Below are 16,366 nucleotides of genomic sequence, written 5' to 3'. Positions count from 1 at the left end.
AATGCCAACCGGAGCGTTTTCTCAGGATATCCTGCAGTTACCTTCTGCCATTTCTGGTGAAAGGGGTGAAACCATTCAGATCCCCGTAACGGGCAGTAATACTGACGGCGGGCACGTCAGCATTACCCTTGAATATCCCGCTGATGTGGTGCGTATTGTAAATGCGCACGGGGGAGAAACCATGCCATACCACTGTACCAATTTTTACATTGCATCAGACACGACCATTGGCACCCGCGGTATGATGATTCTTGAATGCTGGGAAACCGTGCCTGCCGCGGATGTACTCTTATTTTTGATCGAAGCTGAAGTTTTAAAAGGACCTGGTACTACCGGTACCTTTAGGTTTGACAGTATTCGGCGAAACAGGGAGCTGGTGGAAGGGGCTATATTAGGTGCTGCCTCGATTTCTGCAACTTCCCCGGCAACAAAACCAACCGGCGGTGATGGTTTTGCCGGGAACTATCCCAACCCGGGTAACGGTTCCGGCATCTTTGTGTTCTCGTTGCAAGCTCCAATGGTGGTTAATCTTGCAGTGTACGACATTCGCGGAACACTTGTAAAGAGAATCCAAAGCATAAGTGCAACAGCTGGTGAGAACAGATTTGATTTACATTTCGAGGAGTGGGAATTGGCACAAGGGCCGTACTTAATGGTTCTGGAGCAGGAAACAGGTGTTTTTGTTCACCCTTTCTTGGTGATGAAGTGAGAAGTACACGTTTACCGGCAGTTGTTGCGTTTATCTGCCTGCTTGTGGGCATGGCCGGCCGTTTGGCTGGCAAGGAACCGGAGTATATCACCAAGAATTCCGAAGGCACAGAGTTCTGGCTTTGTTTTATGAAGAATTTCCGGACTGGCGGTAATGACGTACAGAACCGGCCTGCAGCATTACGGCTGCAGTTGTTCATCACAAGCAGCTATAACGCAAAGGTAAATATCGAAATTGAAGAAATCTCGTATAAAACAACCATCGAAGTCCGCGCCAACACCGTAGTTCCGATTCAGATTCCTGCACGAGCACAACTCCGAGCCTTGGAAACGGCAGAACGGCTGGCAGTACACATTACTGCTGATACAACGATAGCAGTGTATGGGCTTAACAGCAGGTATCAGACAACCGATACGTTCCTTGGTTTGCCAATTAGTGTGCTGGGAACCGAGTACCGGGCCGTTGGCTACACTAAGCTTGCAACCGACCTGCTGTCGGCCATATCAATTGTAGCCACAGAAGATGACACCGAAATAGAGATTACGCCAACGGCTACCACCACTACCGGCAGACCCTCTGGTACGCCATTCAAGGTAAAGCTTCGCAAGGGCGACGTGTATTCAGTGGGTGCCCGCTGGGAAAGTATCGGACCCTGTGACTTAACAGGAACGCGTGTTGTAGCCAATAAGAAAATTGCGGTGTTCAGCGGGCATAACTGTGCCTATGTTCCGCCAAAAGTAGAAGCGTGCAATCACCTGGTGGAACAACTGCCACCGGTAAGTGCCTGGGGTCTGCACTACTATATCGGTATGCTGAAGGAACGGTCGAAATACACCTATCGCGTTATTGCATCGGAAAACAAAACCAGGGTATTCGAGAACTCACGTCTTGCGGCTGTTTTAAATGCCGGCGAGTACTTCGAAAATCTCAATGTCACCCAGCACCTTCAGATAACGGCAGACAAGCCGATCCTTGTGGCACAGTTTGCTCAGGGTTTTAAAAATGGCGACAGTGTTGGTGACCCAATGATGATTCTGGTAAGTCCTACTCAGCAGTTCATGAACGAATACCGAGTTGCAACCCCCATTAGCGGTGACTGGCATCACTACATTAACCTGGTTGCTCCAACTGAAAGTATTTCAAAAATCCGGCTGAATGGTAAACGAATAGATTCAACCCAATTTGGCATTCTTGGCGAAAGCCGATATTCGATTGCCCAGGTAGAGGTACCATACGGAACCCACGTCATCAGGTCTGATGTGCCATTTGGCTTATACTCGTACGGCTTTGGGTATAAGTCAGATGCGTATGATGCGTATGGGAACATGGCCGGTCAGAGTTTTTTTGAGTTGAATACCCTTGTTGACTCGTTGCCACCGCTGGCAACAGCTAAGATGGTTCGTGATGACTACATTGTTACCTTCCGGGATGACAGGGTTATGGACCGTGGCGTAGCATTTGTCAATGTTGTCAGTTCCAGTGCATTAGAAGTTGAGGTTCCCAAAATTGAACCCGGCACACCGCAGATCTCAGTTCGGGTACGCCCGTCAGAAAGCGGGAAAACGGGTCGAATAGTATTCGAAGCGATTGACGTTGCCGGCAATCGCTCCCAGTTTGCAGTATGTTACGTATACGACAGCAGGAGCGAAAGGTACGTATTCACGATATCTGATGATCCGTACGTTTCATGCAGTACAGAAGAATCGTGGATTGTTGGTGCGTATGGGTCAATCGCTGCAACCATGCATGCTACTTCGTTTTCGCACGTTGCCAGCGTAACTGGTCAAAGCGGATTTGGTGAAGCCGAAGGGGCTGCATGGGGCTTTGGTGTGCTGGCAGGCAGGCGTGTTTACACCGGAGTAATTGCCAATGCACGGCTCTCGGTCAGCGGCATCGGGGGAACCCTGATATCGCCCGATACTGTTATTGCAAGTGTTTTTGATTCAGCCTCAGGCAAGGTTGTACCCTATCAGGAAGGAACCTCACTAAGTCTGCATGGTCTACAAATCAGACTGGGAGGTACAGTTCAGTGGTTTGCACAGCGGTTCTTTTACCTTACCGCAGGCCTGAACACAGTGATCACCTTAGGCTCAGGGGCCGATGTGTATCGCTCCGTTCTCCGTCCGGTAGGCTGGCAGCTTCCACAGGGTGGGCTAACAGCACCAACCGGACCTCAGGAGGTTTCTACCCTGAAGTCAGTTGACTTCGAAGGAATGGCCGGAATAGGATTTAGCTATCCTGTTACCATGCATGGGTCAGTATTCTTCGAATCTCTCTATACCAAACGCCTTGGCTCGATGGCAACCGATGTTGACTGGAAACTCTCTACCTTTGGTATGAATCTGGGTATTCTTTACCGGCTGTAACAGAATCTGTAATGCAGTTACGGGAACTGGTACAATCGGTGTTGTCCTTGCATTTCACCTGACATTAAAAACGTACATGTTGGTTTCGCAAAGCCGGGCTGTTGTTCGGAAAGACATACACAGCGAGCTGCGCACTCGCTATGGCATTTCGGCACTACTCCTGTTTTCGGTCACAGCAGTTGTCTTGGTGGTATTCGCGGCTGCCGGCGAACCTGTACCAAGACCAATTGTTAGTTCGATGCTGTGGACGGTGATGGTGTTTACTGCCATGACCGGTTTGGGACGGGCCTTTGTTTCGGAAGAAGAGCGAGGGACGGCACTGTTTCTTCGTATCAACAGCACACCCTTGGCTGTGTATCTGGGCAAGCTCTTTACAAATGCCGTGATTGCAACGATAATAAACCTGTTTAGCGTAATGATGTTTTTAGGATTTGCGGTATTGGCCGACACTCCGCCCTTGCATACGTTAGCCTTTGTTGTAGGTGCCGGAAGCATTTGTCTTGCTATTGTCCTAACCATTGTCAGCGCAATCGTGGCGAAGGCACAAACCCGGTCAGCCATCCTTCCGGTTCTCAGCTTCCCCTTGCTTGTTCCGGTACTCCTGCTTGGCACACGGGCCACGACGCAGGCTTTGGCAGGATTTGATTTTGCTGAAATCGCTTCATCGGTGATTCTGATGCTTAGCTATGGTGGCATCGTACTGGTGATTAGTACCTGGCTTTTTGAAATAATCTGGTCTGATTAGGGAAAATCTGCCCCGCTGATCGTACGCTGTCCCTTCGGATGATTAAGCCTGTATTGGAACCGGCTACAGGCTACCGTAGGCGACGGGATTAATGAATGTTTTGTGAACATTGATTAATTAGGAGACGTCACTTCATTTGCAGAAATTCGTACTATGTCGGAGTTGATTCTGAAAGTGCGCCAAGCTATCGCACTTCCGTTCGGTTGGGTGTTACCGGGAGTACAGACCCGTTCGCGTTCGGCTGTTGTATCAGCGGACGGTCGGCTGTATGCACTGGACTTTGCCCGTTTTATGGCAATGGTATTCATGATGCAGGGTCATGTGCTGGACGCCGTAGTGTCGCAATCCTACATCTCAGTCACTGAATTCCCCTGGAATATCTGGCATATTGTGCGCGGATTTACGGCTCCGACCTTTCTGATGGTTTCCGGCGCAGTACACGTTTTTGCAACCCGGCGTGAAGAAGATGGAACAGTAAAAGCCGATCTGTTAAGCCGACGTATCAGATGGGCGCTTACTATTATCGGCATCGGGTACTTTATGATGTTTCCGGCAAACAGTCTGTGGGATTTGCCGTATGTGCAACCGGTAACCTGGAACACATTTCTGGCAGTGAATATTCTGCATTTAACCGGTGTTACTCTTTTACTGTATGTGTTGGTTGCAGCGTCAACGAAGAATGTTCAGCAACTGGGACGGCGGGCTTTGGGTGTTTCCATCGCAATACTTGCCCTCACCCCGTTAATGCAGAATCCGTCGGTAACAGCCGGGTTGCCCAAATGGCTGGTGCCGTATATCAACATATCAACCGGATCACTCTTTCCGGTTTTCCCTTTTGCAGCCTTCTTGTTTGTGGGTTTATTTGTTGGTTCTTTGATGCATGCTGCTCCACGTGAGCAACGCAATGAAGTTCTGAAAACATACGCCTGGCGCATTGGTTTAATTACGGCGTTGCTTGGTTTCCTGGCAACCTACATTATGCAGAAAACAGGTGTAAACCCGGAATATTACAGCAGCTCCATGAGTATCCCCACGTTTGTTTTACGTGTGGGCGTGGTTTTGTGCTTTTTTAGTTTATCGGTGTGGATTCTTGAACGAACCTGGTCGTTGCGCAATTGGTATTCCGTCCTGGGGAAAAAGTCGCTTTACATCTACATTATCCACCTGGTTCTTCTGTTTGGAACACCATGGGCATCCAGCTTTGGCAGAACGCATTATCGCGCATTGTCATTGCAGCAAGGTATCGTGGTAGCACTCATTATCATACTTGTAACGCTTGCCATTGCAATTACTATGGACTGGATTGGTAGGCAGAAGTGGTTCGAACGGAAAAAGCAAATCGTCCAGTATGCCCTGCTGGGAACAATTGCTTTTGTGTTGTTTACTTAGTCTGTTCAGGCGTTGCTGCTTGCAGCAGATCTGCAATTTTGTTTATTACCGTGCTTACATGCAGGGTATCGCCTTTCCCCCAGGTGTGCAGTCTGATTTTACCGTGTGCATCAACAAACAGTATGTTGGGAACCGCTTCACGAATGTGATATCGGCTAAATAAAACGCCCTCCCAATCCAGCAGCATCGGGTAACTAAACGATTTCCGAAATCTGCCCTTAATAAACGAGTGCAGGAACCCCGGGGCCCCGGATGTATTGGCGATGCGAATTACCCGTAACCGGTCACCGAAACGAGCACTTATCGGTGCGGTCCACTTGTCCAGGTATGTACTGCCGTCCCTGTCGGTAAGCATCATAATAATTGCATTGTGTGCGCCCTGTTCCTTCCAGCTCCATTCCTTATCGTACTGGTCGGATAAAACAAAGGCACTCACCGTAAGGCCGACGGCTTTAGGAGCTGCGGACTGCATGGTGAGTGCCAGAAAAGTAAGGAGGGTTATGATCACGATTTCGCGGCAGCCATCTTTCGGGCATCTGCCAGGAAAGCATCCAGCCCCTTATCGGTAAGAGGATGATTTAAGCATTGCATGAGTACTTTATAGGGTACGGTGGCAATGTCAGCACCTGCTCCCGCACACGCCAATACATGCATCGGATGGCGGAGCGAGGCAGCAATAATCAGTGAGTCCAATCCTTGAACATCCCAAATCTCGCAGGCGTCCTCGATTGCCTGAATTCCATCAGTTCCAACATCGTCTAAGCGCCCAAGGAAGATGCTCACGTACGTTGCGCCGGCGTTTGCGGCAAGTAGCGCCTGCAGGGCGGTAAAGCACAGGGTAACATTGGTTGGTACGCCTTGGTCGGAAAGCTTCCGAACTGCAGCCAGCCCCGCAGGGATAACCGGAATCTTAATGGTGGCTTCAGGAAACCATGATAAAATTTCATCTGCTTCGCGAAGCATACCGTCAGTGTCGGTAGATACTACTTCAACGCTTACATGTCCGCCCACCGACTTGTGAATGTCAAGAATCAATTCCTTAATATCCAGCGATGGATCTTCTTTGGCAAGAAGTGAAGGGTTGGTAGTGACGCCGCTTACAAAACCAAGGGAAACAGCGTGTTTGATGTCTTTAAGATTAGCAGAGTCAACATAGAGTTGCATTGTCTGTCCACTGTAAAAAATGATACAATTTGGTAACTACATGTCAGGAGTGAGGATGCGAAGTTCGGGTAGTACTGTCAGAGCCTGGTGATAGAAAAGCAGGTTAACGGCAGCGTCCAGACCGCCTTCTACTTCATCCGACCACCGATACAGTACTGTACCGGTTCGGGGTTCATAATCCTTTCCATTTACTCCGGCTTCAGCCACATGAAGTTCCGTTGTAGCGTCGGCCATAGCCAGCAGGGCATCGTGTGTGGTACGGTGCGCGACTTCGTGACGTACAACCCAGAGAAGGATTGGCAAGGGGCTTTCCGCCATGTCGGTAAACTCTTCACTAACATCCAGCTGGGCAACGGCGTATTCAGTTTCCGGAATGCGAATAATGGCATCGGGTTTTACATCTTCAGAGTCCGGTGCACCATCCTTGGAGAGTTTGTGAATAGTTGTGCCGGCTGCCTCGTAGCGTTCCCGCAGGATAATCGAACCCATAATGGTTACGAAGTCATCCGGATTATCGGCACCGATACTACGGATGTGTGCAACGGTATCAGACAGAAAAATCCCCATTGCATTAGTAAAGCCACTCAGTGCCACACAGGTTGCGGGGATGATGGTGCATTCTGTATAATCCGAGATGCGGCTGTATTGCAATGGCGACAGCAGTGCGGCATCCGCCAGGCTGTCGGCAAGGTAGCGTTCGCAGTCATCCGCACTGAGTTCCCGGAGTGAAACGCCTAAGTCACTACAGGCCTGAACGGCGTTGGCCAGCAGGGGTTTCGTTAATGAATGATGTGGAACAACAATCCGCATAGTTCGAAGTTACGGCAAACGCAGTGTGAGTTGGTACATTGCGATTCCGGCAGCAACTGCAACATTCAGCGAGTGTTTTACGCCATACATCGGAATCGTTATGGCTGCAGAACACCTGTGGAGTACATCATCGGTGATGCCGGTGAGTTCGTTCCCTACAATGATGGCCAGAGGATATTGTTCGCTGACAACGTCGGTAAGCCGCACCGAAGGTTCGGCAAGCTCCAGTGCCACGATGGTATGGTTATCCTGCTCCAGGTTCGTGATGGCTTCGTGGATATCAGGGATATGAACAAAAGGTACAGTGCGCTCCGAACCGAGCGCAGTTTTACTTATCTCGGCCGATGGAGGTGCCGGTGTGAATCCTGTTAGGACCAGCCGGTTAATCCGAAAAGCATCGGCACTGCGGAAAATACTGCCAACATTATAGCGACTGCGGACATTCTGGAGAACCATGGTGACCGGGAATCGTGGAGTACCCCGGACCTGATGTTCGGTAAGTCGTTGCTGCATGAGTTCGGCATGTGATAGTTTATGCATTCGTGAACATAGCGAAATATCCGGGATATTTGCAAAATCCGATAACAGGCAGCAATCAACCTGACCTGTAAAATCGGCAGGAAGCGTACGTTTTCGTCGGAATAGTGTTACTTTACAGTATGCGTCGTAGAAATTTCCTTGCTACACTTGCCGTACTCCCGCTCGCTGTCCGCCTGAAAGGAGGCTCGTGCGAGGTTACCGGTAATATTCCGTCCACACTGCAGTATCCGGAACTGCCCGCAGGGTTGCAGACGGTGTTTGCCGTTGGGGACTTTGGTACGGGCGGCTCCCATCAGAAAAAGGTGGCAGCACGCATGAATGAATATGCAGCAATGCGAAAGCCACTGGCCATAGTGTCAACCGGTGACAATATCTACCCGAGCGGAGTTGACTCACCAGCCGACCCGCAGTGGAAAGCCAAATTCGAGAATATCTACAATCTGGAACATCTTAAGGATCTGTCCTGGATAGCTGTTCTTGGTAATCACGATTATCGTGGCAGCACCAGGGCGCAGGTTCAATACGGTGAGATCAACAAGCACTGGATAATGCCAGATATCTATCATACCACGCCCTGCCCGGGTGCTGAAACCAAGGTCACCTTCATCTGTCTTGATACGCAGATGATACTCAAGCAGAACCAGGGGTGGTTGGACCAGTTGTCATGGTTAGAAAAAACGCTGTCAGAAACAACGTCAGCGTTTAAGATTATTGTTGGACATCATCCCATGAGGTCGTACGGACACTACCAGGACCAGGCGTTTATGCTAAAGAATGTTAAGCCCCTTATGGAATCGTACGGAGCGCAGGCGTATGTGTGCGGCCATGACCACGATATGCAGATAATCCAGCATCCACAGGATACGTTTACATGCGTAGTTTCGGGCGGTGGCGGTGGATGCCGAAGTACAGCCTGGGGTACATACACGAAGGCAGCGTATGCTAAAGGCGGCTTTGCCGCACTCCATTTTGGAACTTCGCAGCTGTTTGCCGAGTTAATTGATATTGAGGGAAAAAGTAGGGGGCTTGTGCCTGTTGTAAATCGATAATGAAGATAGTTACAACCATATTTATTTGGTGTTGCATCGTCTGGAGTGCTGTTGCACAGGATTTTCCCGACAGCAAGGGTACAAACTTCTGGTTTGCCGTACTTCCGAATTTTCATAATTCCCTTGAAATACTGCCGTTTGATGAAGCATTGCAACAGGAACATCAGCTGTATATTCTAATTAGCGCTGATACGATTACCAATGGTGTAATAACATTACGTAATGATGCCGGTGAAGTGCGGACTGAGCCTTTTACCATTACAAATCCTCAGGAAGTATATCAGTTCCGAACATACACCATTCCGTATGAGTTAGTGGGTTGGAACCAAAGTGGCCTGATTGATTACAGTGCAATGCAGACAGAAACCGTTGCCGAGCAAAGCATACATATTTCAACAGATCACGAAGTAACCGTCTATGTTGCCAACCAGGCCCCGCTAACCAGCGAAGCCTTTCTGGTTCTTCCTACAGATGCTCTTGCCGAAGACTACGTGGTTGCCTCGTACAAATCCGATATAGACTGGATTGGACCAACAACACCATCGTCGAATTCTACTCCATCCCAATTTTGTGTGGTTGCAACGGAGGACGGAACTGATGTTACTCTTCTCCCGTCGGCTGCCACATTTAAGAGTCCGAATCTGGAACCACAAACAATACGCCTGAACAAGGGACAGGTTTATTTGGTTCAGGTGGATCCTCGTGTCACGTCGCGGTCGGACCTTACCGGCTCACTTGTACGTGCCAGTAAACCGGTAGCCGTTTTCGGTGGTCACCAGCGTGCAATCGTGCCCTTGGAACAGAAGAAAATGCTGACGTCTCGTGACTGCCTGATTGAACAGATGAACCCGATACGCACGTGGGGTAAGTCAGCTTATGCTACTCCGCTGGCATGGAGTTCCAACGAGGTTCGTACCGGTGAAAATCTGTACAGAGTTATTGCGGCATTTGATAGTACGAAGGTCTTTATTGATGGCGTTCAGGTTGCCGAGATACATGCGCACTCGTATTACGAGGGACAGCTTACGGCGGCCATGGAACTCATTACCAGTAAGCCGTCCATGGTTGCATTGCTCAAGAAAACCTCCAGTGCTTCCGGTGTTGGTCTATCAAACGATGGTGATCCATTTATGATGCTGGTACCGCCCGCAGAGCAGTTTATGGATAAATACCGTTTTGTTAGCATTCAGGCATACCGGTACGTGCTTATCAACAACAAACCCGAGCCAGTTTCCACTGTTTACACCGAACAGTGGCTGAACGTGGTAATACCAACGGCAGCAGTGCCGAGTTTAGTAATTGATGGTAATCCGGTGAACAGCCGGGATTTTCAACAAATCGGTACAACACGGTTTTCGTATGCACAGCTCAGAGTAACCGATGGTGTTCACGAAGCATCAGCTGATGAACCATTTGGTATATATGTTTACGGCTACGGAGAAGCAAATTCGTATGGGTACATCGGTGGCATGGCGTTTCGTCCGCTCGACGTAAAACCACCCGTTATTTACGGTACTCATCAATGCGGAGTGTTTGAGGGCATTGCGGCTGACAGTTCAATAGGCGACACCCGCATTCATTCTGTTCAGATCGTTGCCGGTTCAGAACAAAATGTAAACGTTAGTATAGCCCCCTACACCCCCCCTGCCGCATCGGTTCAGTTTTCGGCTACGCTGATCGACCCGTATGCTGACGGATCGTTTATCCTGGAAGCAGTCGACAATGCAAAGCAATCCGCACGCAGTACTGTAACCATACCGGGCTTTACAATTTCTGCCATCTCGGTAACCAATAGTCCTGCGCCGGTAGATACTTCGAGGATTTTTGCCATTGGTAAATATGTATGCGATACCCTCTGGATTCATAATTACGGTGTGTTTCCGCGGACCATATTTCGCATTTCATCCAGTCTTGGCTCACTGATTGCCCAGCCTGAAACACCGCTTGAAATTCAGCCGGGTAGCAGGGTGGCCGTAGTAGCCTGCAGAAAATTTGATTCCGCCGGGCTGTATTCTGATACCCTATTTGTGTGGGACAGTTGCTCTCCCCGACCGGTATACCGGTTTGTAAATGACGTGCGCTCCGATACCGAGCCGCCATACACAGCACGTCCAGGATCGCCGTGCAACGACACCGTAATCGCTGTTGTAGGCGATGACCGACTGGTTGACTTTGGCATTCAACAGTCGGTGATCCGTACCGATCTGCTTGTGAACTGTAGTGTACGGCTGCTCGACAGTTCAGCCTTGCAGTACCGTTACCAGGTGGAGGTAACCGACAAGCGGTACGATGCCATCTATGGTTTTGAAGCAACTGATTCTGCCGGCAACCGAGCTGTTATCGTGGATACGATTCCCGGCTTTACGATTGCACTGAACAACGGTCCGGACTGGTTCTCTTCCAACCCTCCTTGGTCAGAAGAAATCGGCGATATGGTGTGCGATACGATATGGTTGAGCAACTACGGACTATTTCCGCAGGTAATTACGGACATCCTGTTGCGCGTTAACATCCGTTTTTCAGTTCCGCAACACCAGCTCCCCATTTCGGTGTATCCCGGGACGTCAGTTCCGCTGCTCGTTTGTTACCAGCCTGCTGCTGTTACCGGAGTTCCGGATGCTGATACTCTGGAACTATTTGACGAGTGTATTGCCAAAGGCATTGAACTCCTGGGAAACGGTGTACCAGCGTATTTATCCGGTTCAAGCCGATGTGATGTAACTGTTACGACAAAGGTGATTTCACCCTCATCTGCAGTTCAGGTGTATCCAGCCCCTGCCGATGATCATCTGCACGTATTCGTACCCGGGTCAGCGGTACAGACAACAGCCCGGGTTCTGGATGTGACGGGTGCACTCATAGCCATGCTGACGTTGCAGCCTGATGGCGAACAACGATACCTGGCCGACGTTTCGGATCTTCCCGGTGGCCTGTTTCTTTTGCAGATTACCACAAATACCGGGCTGGTAACAAAGCCGCTGATCATCAGATAACCCCTTGCAATACACTTGGATACAGGCATAGCCGTCTGGTTATGACCATTGCGGGTTGTAGCTTTGTGTTCCCCTCTTTTACACTGATTATATGAAGATAGCCCCAGCACGACTCAGTGCCATTGTTGCAGGCACCATTGCCATTGCCATCGCTGCTGCCGTATACGTACAGCCGGCTGTTGGCGGCGACAGCATTTTTGAACAAGTCCGGAAGTTTAACGATGTACTCGGCCTAACCGTAAAAGGTTATGTTGACGATGTTGATACCCAGAAATTAACCGAAGCAGCTATCCGCGGCATGCTCTCGGAGTTAGACCCCCACTCGGTGTACATCCCGGCAAAGGAAATGGAACGGGTTGAAGAAGAATTCAGCGGATCATTCGAAGGGATTGGTGTTGAGTTTGATGTTATTGCCGATACCATAACAATTGTATCCCCAATCGTTGGGGGTCCAAGCGAAGCACTTGGAATCATGGCCGGTGATAAAATCGTGAAGATTAACGATACAACCGCTATCGGAATGTCGCGAACCGAGGTTCCTAAAAAGCTGCGCGGAAAGAAAGGCACACAGGTAAAGGTTCACATCCGCCGCACGGGTGAAAAAAGCCTGCTTGTGTTTGATATTACCCGCGATAAAATTCCACTCAATTCAGTTGATGCGTCGTTCATGATTGATCAGACGGATATTGGGTACATCACGGCTAACAGGTTTAGCGCAACAACTCACGACGAGATTATTGAAGCAGCGCGTAAACTAAAAGCTCAGGGAATGAAGAGACTTCTTCTGGACCTTCGCAGCAACCCAGGCGGGTATCTTGATCAGGCATTCCAGATTGCGGATGAGTTTATCGGTGCCGGTAAGAAAATCGTATATACCAGAGGACGACGCCCGGAATTTGATGAAGATTTCATGGCAACACAACACGGTGAACTGGAAAATATACCACTGGTCGTTCTCATAAACGGTGGCTCCGCTTCGGCAAGTGAGATCGTCTCGGGAGCTGTTCAAGACCTGGACCGCGGTATTGTGGTTGGCGAAACCTCATTCGGCAAGGGGCTTGTACAACGGCAGTATCCGTTAGGTGACGGATCGGCCGTTCGCATTACCATTGCCAAGTACTACACCCCGTCCGGCAGACTAATTCAGCGTCCGTACGCTAATAAAAAAGAGTACTACAGCGGTGTGGGGCGCGATGAAGGTGAAGAAGGCGACAATATTGAGCACCAGTCGGATATTGCCCATGCCGATTCTTCCAAGGCCAAACCTCAGTACAAAACTGCTGGTGGACGTACAGTGTACGGCGGAGGTGGGATTACTCCGGATTATATCGTAAAGGCCGATACCATTGGGATGCTTGCTCGTAAGCTTCGGTCAAAGAATTTATTCTGGAAAACTGCAGACCAGATTATGAAACAACGCGGGAAGATAATTCGCGACGACTACCAAGGTAAAATGACTGCCTTCCTGAATACGTTCGAAGTGACTCCCACCGACATTGATATACTCAAATCGTTTGCCGATCAGGATAGCATTACCTGGGATGCCAAGGATTATACCTTTGACGAAGAGTTTATAAAAATGATTATTAAGGCTCATATCGGACGCAACATCTTTAATAACAACGGCTATACCTCGGTTATGCTACGCATGGACTCTCAGGCAAAAAAAGCCATGGAGCTGTTCGACGAAGCAAAAAAAATAGCCCAGATTAATTAATACCTACAATCGTAAAATGCAGAGAGTAGTAAGCCTTATCCTCGGAGCCGTTATCGCCATTTGCACTACATCCGTCACATCTGCCCAACTGATGTACGAAGGCGAAGAACTTGTATATCGTGTGTCGTATCTGAATATTACACTGGGAACCATTAAAACAGTTACCGAACCGTTTACAATGTTGGATGGTCGCCGGGTTGCAAAAGTAAAAGTGTTTATCGACTCCCACCCCAACATCCCGTTTGTAAGCCTGCACTCAGTGTACGAGAGCTGGATTGATACATCAATAACGTATTCGCATAAGTTCAATGCCAATACCTTGGTCGACGATAAAGTATGGGAGTTTGATCAGTATCTGTTTGACTATGGATCGAAAAAACTTACAATGGAAAAATACCGGAATAAGGAAAAGATCAAGTCGGACATCGTAGATCTCCCCAAAAAATACAATGATGGTTCGTCGCTCTTGTTTGCTGCCCGTGCCCTGCTGTACTCCGGTAAAAGCTTTAGCATCCCAACTGCGATAATGGGCAACACTGTAAGCACGGTTATTAACTTCAGCGGTAAGAAGCAGCTAACAGAAATCAATGCTGTTGACTATCCGATAAAAACAGTTTACCTAAACGGAGATGCAAACTGGACCGGTGTTTATGGTTTAACCGGACGGTTTGAAGGATGGTTTTCTGATGATGAAGCCCGCGTGCCGATCCGCGCGAAAATGAAGGTGTACGTGGGATCTGTTACAATCGAGTTAAAGCAGTGGAAACGCGGGTCATGGAAACCTCCAGTGGGAAAGAAATAATACCTGCCGTTATTGTTGTTGATATTGGTGGCACTTCTACCAAGGTTGCCGTAGCTGCCAACAATGCGGTTGTTGCCCGGACAACGCTCCCGTCGTTTAAACCAACAGCACAGGACTATAGAACAAACCTGCTGTGCACGAATGTACACACCTGGCTTACCCGGGAGGTAGGTGTTGCCTTAAATTCAGAACTTGGAATTCAGGCAGTCATGATTGGTGCTGCCGGCATTTGGGGAGAGGCTGAGTACTCCAAATACCACGAGTTATTTATACACGATTGGCTAACGCTTTTTGCCTACAAACCTCGGGTGGCTGTTTGCAGCGATCCTGAACTGGTACTGTACGCAGCAAATGGCCTTAATCCCGGTATTGTCCTGATTGCCGGTACGGGAAGTGTTGCAGTGCAGAGAACCCGCGGGCTTCTGAAAAAAGTAGGGGGCTGGGGACCGCACCTTGACGATGCCGGGAGCGGATTTCATATCGGAATGCTTGCCATGCGGGCTGTTGCTGCTGCGATTGACGGAAGAGGTAGCAGCACACGGCTTATTGAAGCCGTTGCCGAACTGGCCGGCGTGCCAGCCACTGACCAAGCACGGCTATCGGACATACTACGGTCAGGTACACTCAGGGTGGCACTGCTGGCCGAAAAGGTGTTTGACTACGCACAGAAGGGTGACGCAGCTGCACATGAGATCTGCAATACTGCCGCCGCCGCATTAGCGCTTCACCTAAAACCACTGACGATAGAACACGATCAGGTGTACGTACATGGATCGCTGTTCAAAAACACATATTATTTTACAATCGTCACAAATGAAGTTGCAAAAATATATCCGCAGTGTAAGCTAACATTTGTTCCCAGCGTTATTGAAGCAGCGGCATTACGCCTGTACGGCAGCACTCAGGAAGGTTAACCCGAGCCCCCTTGCAGAAAGCTTCGCCCGAATACCAACAGGAACTGTAAGTTTCTTCTTCTCGTGTCCGTAACAGATATTCCTCACAACCGGACCGTTCACCACACCAGCGTTTTCAGATATCATTTCGTGAACATCACGGTGTGGCGTACTGCGGTCAGACGCAGACTGGCTCCAGTACCCAGTGGCCAATCCCTGAATACTGCCCAGTATTCCCGCTAATCGTAGCTGCGTGAGCATCCTGTCAATCCGGTACGTTTCCTCAGCGATGTCTTCCAAAAGCAAAATTTTATCGTTCCATTTGGGCAGAAAACCCGAGCCAATTATGCTGCAAAGGACACTAAGATTTGCCGGTATCAGGTAGCCGGTAGCTGCTCCACCCTTTATTACCTTCTTGGGTTTAGGCTGTCTGATTACGCCCAGAGGTTTCGCCGATTGCAATACACGCCAAAACCACTCTTCTGCAAACGGATCGAAACCATCCGCCATATCAACACTTGGCATCGCACCACTAAACGTTATTAATCCGGTTCGGGCAAATATTGCCAGCTGCAGTGCAGTGATATCAGAAAACCCAACGAATATTTTAGGGTTTTTCTTAATAATATCAAAGTTTATCAGCGGTAGAAGCCGTCCTGACCCATATCCTCCGCGCGAGCAAAAAACAGCGTCAACACGCCGGTCGGCAAACATCGAATGAAGATCTGCCACCCGCTCATCATCGGTGCCTGCCAGATATCCACCATGCCTGCTATGAAGATTCTCGCCGCATACAACCCTGAAACCCAACCGTTCCAAATACGAAATTCCGCGCTCTAACCGTTTGGTATCACGCTGTGGCGACGCAGGAGCGATAATCCCAATCGTTGCACCGGGCACCAGCTTCTTCGGCAAAATCGTTTGCATGGCCAAAAATCTGCATAAGTGAGGAAATAACACTAATTCCTGTGGAAAACTATACTGATTCTGTAACAGATTACCAACATTTTAATGAATCTTTTGTGGATAATGCTGCGTTAACATATTGGTACCACGTTACTTACACAACTATTCCGTAAAATTGCTTATTCCGTACCCTAATTGGCATAGGTTTTGGAAGGGAGACTGCCCCATATTTAGGGGTACGGATTTTAAGAGTGACACAAACGATTCGACATTACAGTATCTG

At 49.1% G+C, this 16,366-nt stretch carries 14 protein-coding genes; 9 read left to right on the top strand and 5 right to left on the bottom strand.

What is annotated here, in order from left to right; genetic code table 11:
* Position 1 precedes the first annotated feature (1 nt).
* The 4 genes from HRU79_05395 to HRU79_05380 all read left to right on the top strand — a co-directional run bounded on the left by HRU79_05395 (position 2) and on the right by HRU79_05380 (position 5,209).
* Entirely contained in the window at positions 2 to 709 is a 708-nt protein-coding gene (locus HRU79_05395) for a T9SS type A sorting domain-containing protein (GenBank protein QOJ26112.1), read from the top strand.
* A complete protein-coding gene (locus HRU79_05390) occupies positions 706 to 3,075 on the top strand; it encodes an IgGFc-binding protein (GenBank protein QOJ26111.1) in 2,370 nt (789 codons plus the stop codon). Before HRU79_05395 ends, HRU79_05390 begins: the two co-directional genes overlap by 4 nt.
* A 76-nt stretch (positions 3,076 to 3,151) precedes the next feature.
* On the top strand, positions 3,152 to 3,820 hold the full coding sequence (locus HRU79_05385) for a heme exporter protein CcmB (GenBank protein QOJ26110.1): 669 nt from the start codon (positions 3,152 to 3,154) through the stop codon (positions 3,818 to 3,820).
* 153 nt (positions 3,821 to 3,973) lie between these two features.
* A complete protein-coding gene (locus HRU79_05380; GenBank protein QOJ26109.1) occupies positions 3,974 to 5,209 on the top strand; it encodes a DUF1624 domain-containing protein in 1,236 nt (411 codons plus the stop codon).
* Here HRU79_05380 and HRU79_05375 read toward each other — a convergent pair.
* From HRU79_05375 to HRU79_05360, 4 genes are read right to left on the bottom strand one after another with little or no spacing between them, the layout of a single operon-like run.
* The gene (locus HRU79_05375; GenBank protein ID QOJ26108.1) at positions 5,202 to 5,717 is read right to left on the bottom strand and encodes a hypothetical protein; all 516 of its coding nucleotides are present in this window, start codon (positions 5,715 to 5,717) and stop codon (positions 5,202 to 5,204) included. The two genes, HRU79_05380 and HRU79_05375, sit on opposite strands and share 8 nt — an antisense overlap.
* Positions 5,714 to 6,373: a fructose-6-phosphate aldolase gene (gene fsa / locus HRU79_05370; GenBank protein ID QOJ26107.1), complete on the bottom strand. Its 660-nt coding sequence runs from the start codon at positions 6,371 to 6,373 to the stop codon at positions 5,714 to 5,716. The genes HRU79_05375 and fsa overlap by 4 nt, the downstream gene beginning before the upstream one ends.
* 36 nt (positions 6,374 to 6,409) lie before the next feature.
* Positions 6,410 to 7,183 carry a hypothetical protein gene (locus HRU79_05365; protein ID QOJ26106.1) on the bottom strand — a complete coding sequence of 258 codons (774 nt, stop codon included), beginning with the start codon at positions 7,181 to 7,183 and terminating at the stop codon, positions 6,410 to 6,412.
* Between the two features lie 9 nt (positions 7,184 to 7,192).
* Positions 7,193 to 7,696: a TrmH family RNA methyltransferase gene (locus tag HRU79_05360; protein QOJ27276.1), complete on the bottom strand. Its 504-nt coding sequence runs from the start codon at positions 7,694 to 7,696 to the stop codon at positions 7,193 to 7,195.
* Between the two features lie 146 nt (positions 7,697 to 7,842).
* Between HRU79_05360 and HRU79_05355 the strand changes: the two genes are divergently transcribed.
* The 5 genes from HRU79_05355 (at position 7,843) to HRU79_05335 (ending at position 15,198) form a co-directional block, all read left to right on the top strand.
* Complete coding sequence (locus tag HRU79_05355) at positions 7,843 to 8,772, top strand: metallophosphoesterase (protein ID QOJ26105.1); 930 nt, start codon at positions 7,843 to 7,845, stop codon at positions 8,770 to 8,772.
* On the top strand, positions 8,772 to 11,765 hold the full coding sequence (locus HRU79_05350; protein ID QOJ26104.1) for a T9SS type A sorting domain-containing protein: 2,994 nt from the start codon (positions 8,772 to 8,774) through the stop codon (positions 11,763 to 11,765). Before HRU79_05355 ends, HRU79_05350 begins: the two co-directional genes overlap by 1 nt.
* Before the next feature lie 91 nt (positions 11,766 to 11,856).
* Positions 11,857 to 13,482 (top strand): S41 family peptidase, encoded by a 1,626-nt coding sequence (locus HRU79_05345; protein ID QOJ26103.1) that lies wholly within the window; start codon positions 11,857 to 11,859, stop codon positions 13,480 to 13,482.
* A gap of 16 nt (positions 13,483 to 13,498) precedes the next feature.
* Positions 13,499 to 14,284 (top strand): DUF3108 domain-containing protein, encoded by a 786-nt coding sequence (locus HRU79_05340; protein ID QOJ26102.1) that lies wholly within the window; start codon positions 13,499 to 13,501, stop codon positions 14,282 to 14,284.
* Positions 14,257 to 15,198 (top strand): hypothetical protein, encoded by a 942-nt coding sequence (locus HRU79_05335; protein ID QOJ26101.1) that lies wholly within the window; start codon positions 14,257 to 14,259, stop codon positions 15,196 to 15,198. Before HRU79_05340 ends, HRU79_05335 begins: the two co-directional genes overlap by 28 nt.
* On the opposite strand, the gene HRU79_05330 is transcribed toward HRU79_05335, so the two are convergent.
* Entirely contained in the window at positions 15,166 to 16,104 is a 939-nt protein-coding gene (locus tag HRU79_05330) for an LD-carboxypeptidase (GenBank protein ID QOJ26100.1), read from the bottom strand. The genes HRU79_05335 and HRU79_05330 overlap by 33 nt on opposite strands.
* Positions 16,105 to 16,366 lie beyond the last annotated feature (262 nt).

The organism is Ignavibacteria bacterium (assembly GCA_015709655.1).
GTDB lineage: Bacteria > Bacteroidota > Ignavibacteria > Kapaibacteriales > Kapaibacteriaceae > OLB6.
Note: the sequence above shows the minus strand (reverse complement) of the source record. Positions and strands in the feature narration are given on the sequence as shown.